The sequence below is a fragment of the Streptantibioticus ferralitis genome, assembly GCF_029223525.1.
GTDB classification, from domain to species: Bacteria; Actinomycetota; Actinomycetes; order Streptomycetales; family Streptomycetaceae; genus Streptantibioticus_A; species Streptantibioticus_A ferralitis.
Genome location: NZ_JARHTQ010000011.1, coordinates 114,905 through 128,964 on the forward strand (window position 1 = coordinate 114,905; position 14,060 = coordinate 128,964).

General features: G+C 67.7%; 10 protein-coding genes. 5 read left to right on the top strand and 5 right to left on the bottom strand.

What is annotated here, in order from left to right:
* From P2L57_RS18845 to P2L57_RS18855, 3 genes are all read right to left on the bottom strand, one after another.
* Window positions 1-1,464, bottom strand: a complete 1,464-nt coding sequence (locus P2L57_RS18845) for a TrbL/VirB6 family protein (protein WP_275815971.1) — start codon at window positions 1,462-1,464, stop codon at window positions 1-3.
* Between the two features lie 359 nt (window positions 1,465-1,823).
* On the bottom strand, window positions 1,824-2,096 hold the full coding sequence (locus tag P2L57_RS18850) for a pilin (RefSeq protein ID WP_372515767.1): 273 nt from the start codon (window positions 2,094-2,096) through the stop codon (window positions 1,824-1,826).
* A gap of 347 nt (window positions 2,097-2,443) precedes the next feature.
* A complete protein-coding gene (locus P2L57_RS18855; protein ID WP_275815975.1) occupies window positions 2,444-3,211 on the bottom strand; it encodes a hypothetical protein in 768 nt (255 codons plus the stop codon).
* 729 nt (window positions 3,212-3,940) lie between these two features.
* On the opposite strand from P2L57_RS18855, the gene P2L57_RS18860 reads away from it, so the two are divergent.
* From P2L57_RS18860 to P2L57_RS18875, 4 genes are all read left to right on the top strand, one after another.
* Entirely contained in the window at window positions 3,941-4,678 is a 738-nt protein-coding gene (locus tag P2L57_RS18860; RefSeq protein WP_275815977.1) for a hypothetical protein, read from the top strand.
* Window positions 4,679-4,729: 51 nt separating this feature from the next.
* The gene (locus P2L57_RS18865; RefSeq protein ID WP_275815979.1) at window positions 4,730-5,659 is read left to right on the top strand and encodes a TRM11 family SAM-dependent methyltransferase; all 930 of its coding nucleotides are present in this window, start codon (window positions 4,730-4,732) and stop codon (window positions 5,657-5,659) included.
* Window positions 5,660-6,181: 522 nt separating this feature from the next.
* Entirely contained in the window at window positions 6,182-6,397 is a 216-nt protein-coding gene (locus tag P2L57_RS18870) for a helix-turn-helix transcriptional regulator (protein ID WP_275815981.1), read from the top strand.
* A gap of 323 nt (window positions 6,398-6,720) precedes the next feature.
* Window positions 6,721-7,809, top strand: a complete 1,089-nt coding sequence (locus tag P2L57_RS18875; RefSeq protein ID WP_275815983.1) for a tyrosine-type recombinase/integrase — start codon at window positions 6,721-6,723, stop codon at window positions 7,807-7,809.
* Window positions 7,810-8,325: 516 nt separating this feature from the next.
* Here the strand turns inward: P2L57_RS18875 and P2L57_RS18880 are convergent.
* Window positions 8,326-11,058, bottom strand: coding sequence for a hypothetical protein (locus P2L57_RS18880; RefSeq protein WP_275815985.1), 2,733 nt, complete (start codon window positions 11,056-11,058; stop codon window positions 8,326-8,328).
* A 639-nt stretch (window positions 11,059-11,697) separates the two neighbouring features.
* Here P2L57_RS18880 and P2L57_RS18885 point away from each other — a divergent pair.
* Window positions 11,698-12,024 carry a hypothetical protein gene (locus P2L57_RS18885; protein ID WP_275815987.1) on the top strand — a complete coding sequence of 109 codons (327 nt, stop codon included), beginning with the start codon at window positions 11,698-11,700 and terminating at the stop codon, window positions 12,022-12,024.
* 741 nt (window positions 12,025-12,765) lie between these two features.
* Here P2L57_RS18885 and P2L57_RS18895 read toward each other — a convergent pair.
* Window positions 12,766-13,956 (bottom strand): PDDEXK-like family protein, encoded by a 1,191-nt coding sequence (locus P2L57_RS18895; RefSeq protein WP_275815990.1) that lies wholly within the window; start codon window positions 13,954-13,956, stop codon window positions 12,766-12,768.
* Window positions 13,957-14,060: the final 104 nt, after the last annotated feature.

The window sequence follows — 14,060 nt, forward strand, 5'->3', positions numbered from 1 at the left end:
TCACCTCCTGCGGCGCGGAGTCGAGAGCCCTTCCAGGGGGAGGCGCATCTGCATCGGTCGTGGCGGGCGCAGACGACTTCGCTCGACGCGGATCGGCAGCGCCGTCTGCCGCCCCCGTGCGCCCTGTGGCGGTGCCATGGATGCTGGCGGCGGCGCGGTGCTGGCGCGCGGATGGCGGGTGGCGGTGATCGGCAGCCACGTCTGTACCGGGCGAGCAGGCCGTCCCGGGGTTTTCGTGGCGGGAATGGGCAGCGTCAACTGCTGCCTGCGCCGGGCCGCGGCCGGATGCGGTACCCCGCCCGACGGGGGCGGGGTCGAGTCGCGAGGGCTTGAAGTGCCCGGGGGCGATGGGGACTGCACGGTGGTGCCTCCTGAAGTCGGTGTCGCACCGCCCGGACCATGTGGCGTGGGCGGACCGATAGATGGCAAGGCGGGGGGAGGGCAAGTGCCGGGGCCCGGACCTGCCGTGCCCGGTGTGCCTCGCCCGGCCGGGCCGCCAGGGCCGGGGCGCGGGCCTGGACGGTTGCCGGATCCCGGCGGTGCCGACCCTGGGCCGGGACGGGCGGGCGGGGTACGGGCAGGTCTCATGCCGCGGAAAGCGCCGCGCATGACGTAGGCCAGGGCGACCGATCGCAGGATCCGAAGCGGCAGTGGCATGCTGGGCATGGTGATGGGGGTGGAGCGGAAGACGACGCGGGCGGTCCAGCCGGGAATCTTCACCAGCACCCAGAACAGGCACAATCCGGCCAGCAGGTTGCTCAACTGCGACGGGTTGGGAACACCCCAGATGGTGTTGTCGGGGGTGAAGTACAGCTTCAGTCCAACGACGAAGACGGTGGACTGGGCGAGTTGGATGACCAGGCACCCGGCGATCGCGCGCCACCACAGGCGGGCGATGCCGTCAGTGACCGGCAGCGCGTGGCACGACAACGCCAGCGGCGCACACGCGGCCAGGACCGCGACCAGCGCGACGCGCACCGTGTAGCCGACCAATACCCCGAAGATCAAGGCAAGCACGATCAGGCCGAGGATCAGCCCGTACAGCGCCCCGCTGGACGGCAGGAGCACCTGGCCGATCAACTGCTGAGCGACGCCCTTGCCGGACACGGTGGTGCTGCCCAAGATCGCCTGAGAGGCGGCGTTCGCCAGCTCGATGGCTTTGCCGAGGATGGCCAGTGAACTGGCCGCGGCGGCCAGGCCGATGACCAGGCGGGGTGCGATCTGCTTGAGCGTGTAGCGGGTCTGCACGGTCTCGTGCCCCATGACCAGGATCCCGCCGATCAGGATGAACAGCACATATGCGGCGCCGGCGGTGGCTAATGAGGTGGTCCACAACTCGACCAGGGCCGGATTGCCAGTCACATCCGGTGTGGCCAGCAGCGTGTCGCTCAACAGCGCGAACAGGGGCTTTTCCGCCTGCTCGATGAGCGCCCCCAGCAATGAGGCGATCGCATCCGAGACCATCTTCGGCACATCGAACAGATCCCCGACCCACCCCCAACCCCTCACGCCAGGACCCGGGTACGGGCCGGGAGACGGCGACGGGCCCGGGGAGGGCTCAGGCAGCTGGTGCTCGTGGTTGCCGGGCGGTTGGGGTAGCGAGGTGGCGGGTGGTGTCAGCCCCGGTGACGGCTGTACGGGGGCTGGGGCTGGTGCGGCGGTTGCGGGGCCGCCGACGGGGCGGGGCTGGGGCTGGGGGTCGGTTGGGGCGCTGGCTGGTGCTGCGGCAGCGGCCCGGGGTAGCTCGCCATCGACGGCGACAGCGACGGTGATGGCGAGGAAGACTGCGAGGAGCAGTCTGGGCCCCGCGGTGCGATGTGTGGTCACGGGGCACCGACGAGGGACTTGAGAACTTCGACGATGACCGGCGCGAGCGCCGCCAAGCCATAACCAGTGGCCGCCGCCCTCAAGGCGCGCTTGGCGGACTCGACTTCCCCCGGGTCACCGCCGGCCATCAGGTACCGCAGGCCCCCAACGGTCAAGAACAGGGTGGCAAGTCCCGCGAGCAGCCCCACGAGCCAGTTCCGCAGGTTGCCGATGACCTGCGGGATCGTGTCAGCTGCGGTTGCGGGGTCTGCGGCGAGGAAGAGCGTCACGCACGCCGCGATGGTTGGGCCGAGGAAGATGTGGCCCTGCCGGAGCGGGCGAGGGGCGGTTGGGTGTTGGCCTGGTGGCGACATGCGGGACCTCCGGCACGACGAAGCAGACGAGCGAAGCGGCAAGGGGCGTCCAGGCTCCTGGGGCCCGAGCGCGAGGGCTCTGCGGCGCGGCACCTCCCTTTGGGGTGTGCGGCACAAGGGCCTTGCTCGGGTGTCAGCGCGAGATGGTGCGCTCGGGCCCACAGGAGTTGCCTGGCCAGCGAGGTGAGGGACCGTCAACGGCGTGGGGCCGGCGAAGTGCCTCACTATCTATGGACGGATTCGGGCCGATCAGTGCCAGCCCGTCACCTCTGCGGCGGAATGGAGACCCGATGGCGCAGGGCCTCACCCAGGCTCTTCTCGGCAGCAGCGCGCTGCCTAAAGATCGTTCGCCTGCTCACCCCTCGCTCCATGGCCATGTCATCAACCGAGGTCAGGTCCAGCCGGGTACGGGCGATCAGGTCGGCCTCGTCGGGCGTGACGATCTGATCGCGCACGGCCTGCCACAACACGGTGTACTCATCGCCGCATGACCCAGCGGAGGGCAGGGCCGGGGTGATGGGCGGCAGGTCGGTGGTGACTACCCGGACGCGGCGCGGACGGTCTGCCCGGATCAGATGGTGGGCGGCGCGATCGGCCGCCCGCAGCAGGCGGCGTGCCAGGAGCGGGTCGCCCAGCTCCACGTCCGCGAGTTCGGCCACCAGTCCCGCCAGGGCCTCCTGCTCGATCTCACCGCGGTCGAGGTGCGCACCCTTGGGAAGTCGGGCCAGCATCCTGCGCAGCCCCGGCACGGCGAACCCGCACACCACCGTCGTCCACGGCTCGCCCTCCCGGCGAGCCCGAGAGGTGACCTCACTCCAGATGCGTTCCCGCACCTCGGGGCGGCACGAGGGGTGGACGATGCGGGCGCGAACCTGATCGACCGGCACCGGCCGGTCGACGAGCGGGTCAGCGAGCAGCGCGGCGGGCAGGGACAGCGGGCGAATCCCGCGGGCCAGGGACACGAACGCGGCATCCACCACGGCCAACGGCGACGAGGCGGGCGTGGGGGAGGTGGTGCGGTTGGGGTTCATCGTGCGGCTCCTTCAACGAGAGCGGCCAACGTGCGGACAGCCGCCATCGCGCCAGGCGCCCTTGCCACCACCGCGCCATCCAGGAACCACCTGCCAGCCCCTTGCGGACCATCGGTCTGCCACCGGTCTGCCACATGCACCGGCTCGCCGCTGGCGAATCCGCCCCTGGCCTGCCGTGATCTGCCGCTGAGTCGAACCGGCGGAGACGAGAAAAATTTCCTGAAAAAAATCCTGGCCCGCACACTGGCTCAGCGACAGCATGCCGTGTGGCAGGCAACTGGCGAACACGCCGCGGACCAGCGCTTTCGTCCCTGATGATCGACCCGGCGACCACCCCAGACTCACCCGGATCCGATGCTGTGTCACCTGGAACGCGGTCGGCCAAGCGCTGTGACCTGAGCGGCAATTCATTGGGCGGGAGGTCGCGGCGGGCTCGGGAAGCGCCGTAGACCTGGACCGTGATCGCCCGCGTGATCCAAGCGGTAATCGGTCCGGATACGCCGAGGCGATCGCAAGTGGCTGCGGCTGCTCCGGTCCGGTGAACCTGCTCCCAGATCTCAACCCCTTCGATACCAGCCCGCACCGCGGACAGCGGACGGCAGACAAGGGAGGCTGGCGACTGGCAAACAAGTCGCTGACCAGCATTTTTACGGAGCGATCAGATCCATAAAACGCCGGGCATCGCGGTCGCCCAACTTCACTGCGGCAAAAGACCTGGATCTGACCGCCGTGGCACTGAAGGACCCGGATTCGTCCATAGAAGGGTGTCAGCACGAGACGGCAGGCCGCCTGCAGCGCACCGCCGCGATGAACCTGAACCGCCGCCCAACCTCACCCCGCACCCGACCGCACGTCCCCACACCGCCAGCCGCCATCTGGCTCCCCACCCACCCCACTTCCCTCCCCGCCCCACGACCTGACGAGCCGCCCGCGTCAGCCGTACTGCCCAACTGGGCGGTGGACCGCATCCGCACCGAGTTCACCCGCCCCCGCCACGCCGACCAGCCGCGACTGCCGCTGCTGCGCTTGGCCATTCCCGACTGCCGCCCAGGAATGGACACGCGCACCCGCTGCACCGCCGACGGCGTGCCTCCGGCGCCGCGCCGGGCGGTCATCCTCGCCGAACTCCACCCCGACGCCCTGCCCGCCACCCACGGCGCCACGCACCCCGAGGCGGCGAAGTACGACGAGTGGCCCCACTTCTTCCACCGCACCCACCGCCTCCTTGCCCGCGGCGGATTCCTCCTGGCCGCCGCACGCCAGCAACGCCTCGCCGGACGCCTGACCGACCCCCTCGGCACCCTGGTCGCCACCGCCCGCGCAGCGGGCTTCACCTACCTGCAGCACATCGTCGTCGTCCACGGCCGCTTGGTCGGCGACCGCATCGAATCCACCCGTCCGCCGGAGATGCCGCCGGGGCTGCTCCACAGCGACCTGCTGGTGTTCGAACGAATCACGCGCCCGTGACGGTCGCCCGCCCCGCACGCGAGACACCCGCAGAACAAGAGGAGAGCTGTCATGCCTGACTCCGTGTGGCCGACCGCCCAAAGGCCCGCACCGGCCCAGCGCGCCGGACGCTACCTGCCCGTATCCGCCGCCCATCCCGCCAAAATGCTGCCCGCTATCGCCGCCCAGGCCATCGCCCGCTACACCAGCCCGGGTGACCTCGTCCTGGACCCGATGTGCGGCATCGGCACCACCCTCGTCGAAGCCGTCCACCAAGGCCGCCACGCGATCGGCGTCGAATACGAGCCCCGCTGGGCGCACATCGCCCGCAGCAACCTCGACCACGCCACCGAACACGGGGCTACCGGCCAGGGGGCCGTCTTCCGCGGCGACGCCCGCAACCTGCTCGAGTTGATCCCGCAGGGACACCACGGACGCGTCGCGTTGGTGGTCACCTCACCGCCGTACGGCAGCTCTTTGCACGGTCAGGTCCGCTCCAGCCGCGAGACCGGCCAACCCGGCGTCGCCAAGCACGACTACCGCTATGGCACCGACCCGGCCAACCTCGCCCACGCAAGTACCGACCACCTCCTGGCCGCCTTTACCCGCATCCTCACCCAGTGCCGTCACCTGCTCCGCCCCGGCGGCACGGTGGCCATCACGACCCGACCCTGGCGCGAACGCGGCGAACTGATCGACCTGCCCTCCGCCGTTCTCGCCGCAGGCGAAGCCGCCGGACTCATTCCCACCGAACGCTGCGTCGCGCTGCTGGCCGGAATCCGCGATGGGCAACTGGTCACCCGCCCTTCGTTCTTCCAGATGAAAAACGTCCGTGACGCTCGCCGAGCAGGTCACCCGCTGCACTTGATCGCGCATGAGGATCTGCTCATCCTCAAATACGGACTAACTTCCTGCAGTTCCTCGCACGTACGCCCAGCAGAAACTCGCGCGCTGCAACGTCGCTGCACATCTTCCCAGCCAACGGACGCAATTCGGGCTTGACGACGGGCGCCAAGCAGAGCGTCCATCGGTGCGGGCACCCCCAACCGGGTCTGACGGCTCAGCCACCGCGCTACCGAGCCCGAGTTGAACGTGCCCGTGACAGTACGCCCACGAACCGGACGGTGCTGCTCTGCACCGACGTCAAACGGCAGCCGCTCCGCTGCATTTCACGCTCAGCGTGGCTTCAGCGGAGCCGCTGGGACGTGTCGCAAAACCGGCCGGTCAACTGGATCAGGAGTGGAAATGAAGCTGGACGCGACGGCGGCGGAGCCGCCCTGGGCCGTGCCCGCTCCGGCACGGCCCATGTCATTGATATCTGCGGACCTGGGTGCAGCCCCGGCCGCCGCGGCCATTGCCTAACTCAGTGCAGGCCGTGACAGCGAATCCGGCCGCGAAGAGCTCATCGATTGCGGTGCAGCAAGCTTCCGCCTGCTTGGCCAGGCGAAAGCGTGCACCAACGGGGGCCGAACCGATTTAACCCGCTCCCTCCCATGCGGAGCGCCAGAGCCTTGGAGATTCCCGTTGTCGAAGACCCGCCCATCCCATGAGTACCTGCTCACGGCGCAGGAGACGGCCGACCGCCTCCGGTTGAAGCGCAAAACGCTCTACAACTGGGCCAGCACATGGGAGGTCGAGCGGCGAGGGCCGGAGCCGCTGCGCATGGAGGGCCGGTCGCTCCGATATCGGGAATCGGAGGTGGCTCGGTACATCAAGGACCTGTCGTCGACGGCAGGTTGAAACATCCATGGCCAGAGACGGGAGAGACACACGTGGCCAAGGAGGAGCCGTACGACCGCTGGCACAAATCCCGGCCGGAACCGGGCGAGCCGGAATGCCCCGAGCATCCAGGCTTGGTGCCGAGCGCCGATCACGGTTGTGAAAAACGGTGGCAAGCACGCTGGAGGGACAAGAACGGTCACCAGCGGTCCAGGAACTTTCCAAAGAACAAGAAGACAGCGGCCGTCGCCTTCCAACGCAGCCAGCGCGCCGCCGTCGAGGAGGGACGGGACCCTTTCCCACACCGGGGCCGGAAGAACACGGCCGGGACACCGACCATCAGCATGTACGTGGAGACGTTCCTCTCCCGGCACGAAGGCCGAGAAGGCACCGTCAAGTCGTACGGATACCGCCTGCGAGGGCACGTGGTCCCGGCACTGGGCGAACGGCGGGTGGACGACGTGAAGCGCGGCGAGTACCGGGACTTCTTCACCGCACTGAAGGCGAAAGGGATGCCGGACACCACCCGCTCCGGGGTGAAGAAGTCGCTGTCCGCGATGCTCTCGATGGCCGTGGAGGACGGCTACCTGGAGGGCAACCCCGTCGCGGGCATCCGCCTACCAAAAGGCAAGAGCCGAGGCGTGCGGTTGACATGGCAGCACGTGGTCGCGCTGGCCGAGGAGATCAACCCTCGTTACGAGCTGCTGATCTGGTACGGCGCGCTCCAGGCCCTACGTTCCATGGAAGCAACCGGGGTGCGGCGTACGGACATGGAGACCATCCCCGGCAAACAACTGGTGGAGGAGCAGCGGCAACGCGGGAAAGCGGTGCCCCTGAAAACCGAAGCCAGCCAAGCCCCTCTGGCCGTCGGATCCTTCCTGATGGACAAGTACAAGGCACACATGGCACGTTGGCGGGCGCCCTTGCCGAGCGCAGTGCTGCGTAGACGGGAGCGGCGAGGCCTGCCGCCCATTCCGGAGGAGTACGCCGACCTGGTCACACTGACCCGGTACTGGTCTCCGGTGCGAGAGAACACGCTGTGCCAGGCGTTCGATCTCGCGAAGGAACGGGCTCGGGCGAGGGGGATCAAGGTTCCGGCGGAGGCTACATTCCGGGACTTGCGGCACTTCGCCGACGCCGTGCTGGTGGCGTCGGGCCTGGAGCCGCGCAAAGTCCAGGCCCGCATGCGGCACGCCCGCCTCGCCGAGACACTGGATACCTATGGCTACCTCGTCTGGGAAGTCGACTGGGAGAACGCCCCCGCCTCTTTCGAGGAGCTGTATGGGATTCTCGCGCCGCCCGGCCTGCCGGAGGCCGCCCTGGTGCCCCGCCCTGAGCGAGGGGGCCAGGTCGCCAACCGCGTTGCGGGGGAGAGCGGGTCACGGCAGGGAGTCCGCACCGACGTCGGGCGGGGAGGATCGCGGGTATCGTGATCGTTCAAGGCCGTTCCCAAGCCACGGCATCCGACAGCACCATGTGGCTGTGCACGCGGTGTGCATGGCGGCGAGTGCACGCGGGGTGTATCAGCAGGTCAGAGCGGCTTTCGGCAAAGCGTTGAGCCTGCCCGGCGTACAGCTCGACTCGTCTGCCGCCGCCTGCGGCTTTGCTGTGGAAAGGGCCTCTGACTTGTGTCGGAGGCCCTTTCCGATCTTTCAGGGGCTTGCTGGGTTAGGCGGCGAAAAGTCCCTCGGGAGTCCCTGGTACAGAGCTGAAAGTCCCTGAAAAGTCCCAGCGATGGACGGCCGCGATGGGCCTTTGAGCAGGCTGTTCGGGGTGGGGGGGCGGGCTGATGCCAGCTTCCTCACTCGACGGGTTTGACTACGTCTCGGTCCCTGCGATGTCACTGCCACGCGCAGTCGCTCGCCTGCCGTCGAAGTCGAGTAGTCCGAGACACGCGTCTGCCCGCCCGACTTTGGTCGGGCGGGCTGGAGGGTTCCGCGAGGGGTGACTCAGGAGGCGGTGCTCCAGGTGTTACTGGCCCACAACGCGCCACCGGAGCTCGGCCCTCCACCGCTCTTGTAGATCACCAGGTTTCCGTCGTCCTGCATGATCGCGTACGCGTCGGCATGGCCGTAGGTACGGCTTGCCCACAGCGCCCCGCCGGTGCTCGACCCGCCACCGGAGCGGTAGATCACCAGGTTCCCGTCGTTCTGCATTACCGCGTACGCGCCCGGGTGCCCGTAGGTGCCACTGGACCAGATCGCCTTGCCATCGCGCTTGCGGTACATCACCAGGTTGCCGTCCCGCTGCATCACCAGGAAGGTGCGCTGACCCTGCGTCCACCACCCGGGCTTGATGACCTGGCCCGCGGCGATGGTCTGCGACGGTGCGTATGAGCCGGTGGCCCACAGGGAGTTGCCCGGGTCGCTGGTGCCCTGGCGGTAGATGACCAGGTTTCCGTCGTCCTGGAGGGTGGCGTGGGCGCCGGGGTTCCCGGGGGTGCCGCTGGACCACAGCATGCCGCCGATGCCGGGGCCGCCGTTCTGGCTGTAGACCACCAGATTGCCGTCGGTTTGCATGACCGCGTAGGCACCGGGATGGCCCGAGGTCCCGCTGGCCCACTCCGCGGGGGCGGCGCTGCCGCCTGCCTTCAAATACGCCACCAGGTTGCCGTCGGACTGCATCACCAGCCGCATGCTGCCGCTGGTCAGACTGTCGCCCGGGTTGAGTCGCTGACCGGGCAGCAAGCGGTAGCCGGCTGCGGGCGAGGCGGGGATGTGTGGGTCGACGATGTGGACGTTCTCCTGGGCGTCGACGTACGCGATGCCGCCGGCGTACTTGTCGACCGCCCAGGCCACCTGTCGGTCATCGGTGGGCAGCCATGTCAGCGGCGGCAGGGCGGCCAGGTCGCTGGTGACCGTGGTGCCGGTGTGGACGTCGGTCAGCATCAACTTTCCGGCGGTCATGTCGTGTTCGACGACGAAGCCGTCACCGAGTTCGGACGGCCCGGGCGGTACGGAGACGTCCTTGCCTGTCGCCAGGTCGTGGACCCCGGCCGGGCCGGAGGCGCCGCATGACCAGTAAATCCATCGGCCTGCGGCCGCCTGCACCTCGCTCGGCACGCACGGCGCACCGAGGGGGACGGTCCCGGTGGTCTGCTGCGTTGCCAGGTCGGTGGAACTGATCGATCCTGTCGTCGAGTTGGCCGTCCACAGGGTCTCGCCGGAGAGCGCCGCCCCGGTGATCGGGCGGGTGAACAGCACATTGGTGCTGGTCTTCAGCGTGGTGTCGCCGATGTACTGCTTGCCCGTGGAGGTGTTGTCGTAGATCACGAAGCGGCCGTCGGAGTCGACGACCGTTCCACCGCTCATCCCCGGGTCCACGTCGGCCGAGCCGGTGGGACCCTCCACGACCGCCCCGTAGCCGTTCGACGCCTGCTGCACGATCCGGCCGTCGCCGGTGCCGATCTCCGGGCAGCCCGTGTTCATGCAGTCGCTCACGCTGAGGGCGGGGAACGACGTGCGCGCGTCGTAGGACGGCGGGTTGCCTAGCTGGACGGTGCGGGCGAAGGTGTTCGCGCCCTTGACGTTGCTGAACTCAAGGGTGACCAGTCGGCCGCCGGCCAGTGAGACTCCCGAGATGGGCGAGGGCATGGGCGGGTCGGAGTCCACGGCCGCCAGTGTCGGCGTTCCGCTCGCGTCGATGGTGACGCGGCGGGCCGCCCAGTCGTTGAGAGATGTTCCACCGACCACGATGGCGCCGCCCGGGTACGGGCTCAGCGTGTCGTGGTCCCCGTGGTCGAGGATCGGGGCCACCGTTCCGCCGGTCAGCGGCATGGCGGCCAGCGGGTCGCCGAACTGGTCGTTGGCGGCCGAGTAGCCCTGGACCCAGTCGTAGGTGAAGACCGCCGAGTCCCCGACGATGGCGAAGTAGCGGACCGCGGTCTCGGTGGTGCCGTTCAACGGCACCTGGAGAGTGGTTTCGGGGGCGCTGAGATCGGAACGCTTGAGCACATGGAGGGTCCCGTCCATGTCGGAGGCGTACCAGCCGACGTACTTGTCCGTCACCACCGCGGACGGGGGGCTGGCCATGGGTCCGAAGACGGGCGTCACCTGGCCGGTGGCCAAGTTCAGCAGGGCCAGCCGCCTGCCGGTGCTGTCGGTGTACTCCAGCACCGCGGAGTTCGCGTTGCCCGCCAGCGCCCCGCTGAGCGTCGCGCCAGCGGGCCACCCGCTGACCAGGGTGTCGGTCTGCTGCCCGCCGACCATCGTCAGGACGTGAATTGACGCGGTGGTTCCATCGGCAGCCCTCATGTACGTAAGGACGCTTGTCCCGAAGGTCCCGATGTAGCGCTGTCCGCTCGGCGGGACGATGGTGGCCGTCGTGCCGGCGTCCATGTCCTGAAGCTGGACGCCTCCGTTGGCCAAGGTGGCCACAACGTCCGAGCCCGCTCCCGAGGATCCGGCCCCGCGGCCGTGCAACCCGGGCACCGGAATGTCGGGACCGCCCGAATACTTCGTCCAGACCCATTCGGGCGGCCCCTCATGCCGGTGCAGGAACCCGCCGGGCCCTGCGAACGCAACCTCGTCCCGGGGCGGTTGATAACGCGGGGCAGCCGGGATGACCGTCTCGGTGGGGGCATCCGCGAGAGCGGACGGCGCGGTGGCGCAGGCGAAGCCCGATGCCATGGCGCAAGTCGCGGCTACCGCGATAGAGCCGCGTATGAGGGCACGCTGAGCCACCCATTCCTCCCCTGAAGGCGATGAAGACACGGGGAGGGTGAAGACCGGTCACAGCTTGCGCTTGCCGCCCCGGTCAGCCCGTAGTGTGAAAGCCCCCCGGCAACTGCAACCCAACCCCGTACGAGTGGCCGGAGATTAGCACCATCTTCAACTACTGAGGAAGGTACGGCAGTGGCCGCTCGGTCCGGATGGTCTTACCCGAGTTGCATCCCTGCCCCTCTCGGGAGGCGATGCTGAGCCCGCGGCCTGGTCAGCGGAGGCTTGCAAGCGGCTTCCTCGCACTTCCCTAATCAGGGAAACCCATTGCTTGGGCGGCTCAACCCTGCCATTGGGCCGCGTCTCGTGGCGTTGGGATGCGACCTGGTGTGGGCCACGACGTGGATGGACGACGCGAACCAGTCTGTCACTCCAGCAGCGGCCTCGGCTCGTCTGCGAAGCACAGCCGCGCGTCCTAATCGCTGCGCGACCAGTGTGGCGCCGCCCCTTGCGTAAGTAACTCGGCGACCTTGAACCGCACTTGCTCCGCTGAGCCCGCTGCTTCACAGTCAGGCCGTCGCCATCGGGATACCGGATGACAGCGTGATGCCCACCACCGAGACCACCATCACCTCGGACGGAAAATCTCAGTAGCATCAATACATGTGTGATCAAAGGGCAGTTGTCGCAGTCAGCGTCAAACCATGGTTCGTCGCGGCTTGGTTCCACTACCTGTTGACGAATCCAGTCATCGAGGCGGACGGCCGGGAGCACGTCGCAGAGTGGGGCCTCAACGAGATCCCCCTCGCTCCCGGTGCCCACTGCATAAGTGTGTACTTCCGGTACCGAGGACAGAGAAGCGCGCGTCTCGCCGAGGCTAGCAAGGGGTTCATGATAGGCGGAGCGGAGCGCCGTGTGGAGATCACGGCCAAGCTTGGCCCGCGTAACGGGGCCAGGTTCCGAATCAGCGATCTGATGACACGGGAGTAGAGCCGCGCACTTGACGCAGGGCGTCCTGTCGTGCGCGGAAGAAGGAGGATCTGCTGCGGCATCATCCTGTGCCGCTCGAAAAGTCGTCGCTGCAGGTCACGTGGTGTATCTGTACTCGTTGATGAGGCCGCCGAGGACACGGGTGCGGAGCAGTCTGTAGGCGCCAACGTCCATGTTGGTGAGCTGAATCTGGGCATCGGGTGGTAGCTGGTTGCGCGTCTGGTGGGGCCGGTGCTCGTTGTAATGGCACTGTAGGCCGTGAGGACCTGTTGGGCATGCACTTCGCCCAGGATGAGGACGTGGTCGAGGGCTTCGCGGCGGATGCTGCCGATGATGCGCTCGCAGCTGAAGGCTCGTACCGTACTCGCCCTTGTAGCTGGCGTCGTAGTACCGCATTTTCGTGGCGCGGGACGAGAAGTTCAGCCTCCTTGGCGGTATCCCGCCGAAGCAGTCCTGCTGAGACGGAGAGAAGACGCCGAGTCACCTGGTATCCGAGCGACACGATCACCCGAGCATGTTCGCAGAGCTGCGCATGGGTCGGAGGCGCTTTGAACAGCAACGATGAATAACCGAGCCCCACAGGATGCGCCGTCGGTATCAGCACCTCGCCGGCCGCGTCCTGAAGGACACCGCCGACAAAGTGGGCGGGCTTTTGCGGAGAGCCGGGAAGGCCCACTGAGAACGGCCGGGACGGGCCTCCACTGGTGATCCGGTCAAGGCACCCGTCCGCGTGGTCAACATTCAGGAGGCAGGCGGATCTAAGACCTGGTTGAGAACACCTACGTCCTGTTTCCAGCTCACGCGGACCAGTTGAGCGACGTCGCGAGCGTAGTGAGTGAGCAAGTCACTGCGGTCGGCTGGCGGCTCGAGGTCCAGGTATTTCCACCAAACCCATCCAGCCCACGGCTTGTTGTTCAGCTTCCACGTGTCGCGTAGACGGCCAACGGCATCCAGGTCGGCGGCATACACTCCCCACCACGGCCTCTGATACGGCCTGTCCGGGTTTACGTCAACGCGCTGGCCGAGACCTATGCCGAGCCGGGCCTTTCCGTTGGTCAGCCATCGCTTTCGCGAGAGCAGTACGGCTTGTTCCTCGAACTCATCACCTATTTTCCTTTGGCTCGGGGCCATGTAATGGAATGAGGAGACCACGAGGTCATCGCCGAGTTCTCCGGCCAAAGATTCGAGGATCTTGGCGACATACTCAGGTAGATGAGTAAGAAGCCGCTGGGCGGCCTGCTGTGCCTCGGGCAGGCTCTTCCTGTGGCTGAGCCAGAAGCGTGCAGCCTCCTGATCTGCTGGGTCCATTCCAAGCATCCTCTCCAAGGTGGCTAGGTAGTTGTCGGCCGTGGCTCGTCCCCTAGCAGCAGCGTAAGAAGCCGGTTTCAGCACCTCGGACAGGGCTTGGCGCAGGTCTTCGGCGAAACTCCGTAGCCCCATCGCTCGAAAGCGTCCGTCGGTGGGCTGCTGATGGTGAAGAGTGAGGAAGACCAGGACGGCGTTTGGTACGTTCGCGTGATCGTCGGCCTGTCGGGTGGTTTGCCCGGCCCCTTCTTCTGAGTTGATCTTCAGTTCGATCACCAGGGTATGACTCGGCATCAGCACGACGATGTCGGGACGACTGGTCGCTCGGACCACCTGCTTTTTGACCCGGGCACGGACGAGTTCCTCCGGCGGTGGGGCGTCAGAGACGCCAGAGCGGTACAACATGGCGCCCAGGAGAGCAGGGCCGAGACCGTGAGCAGCGAGAGGGTCCAGCAACCAGGCGATGAGGCGCTCATGATCGACCTCGACACCGGACCGCCCGATCACCTCCAGGGTGGTAGCAGGGCCTGGCAGCCATCGGCCATCCGCCCTCAGAGCATCCACCTCGTCAGCAAGAGCAGACCAGTAAGCCGCGCTGAGCTGCTTCGGATCCTTCTCGGTGCTCACCGGTGCCCCTTCAGCGGATGCGAGGCTGGAGAGGCTAACACTGCAGTGATCGCTTCGGAGGTCACTTGGGGCTTCTGGCATGGGTGCCAGGTGCGGACGACCGA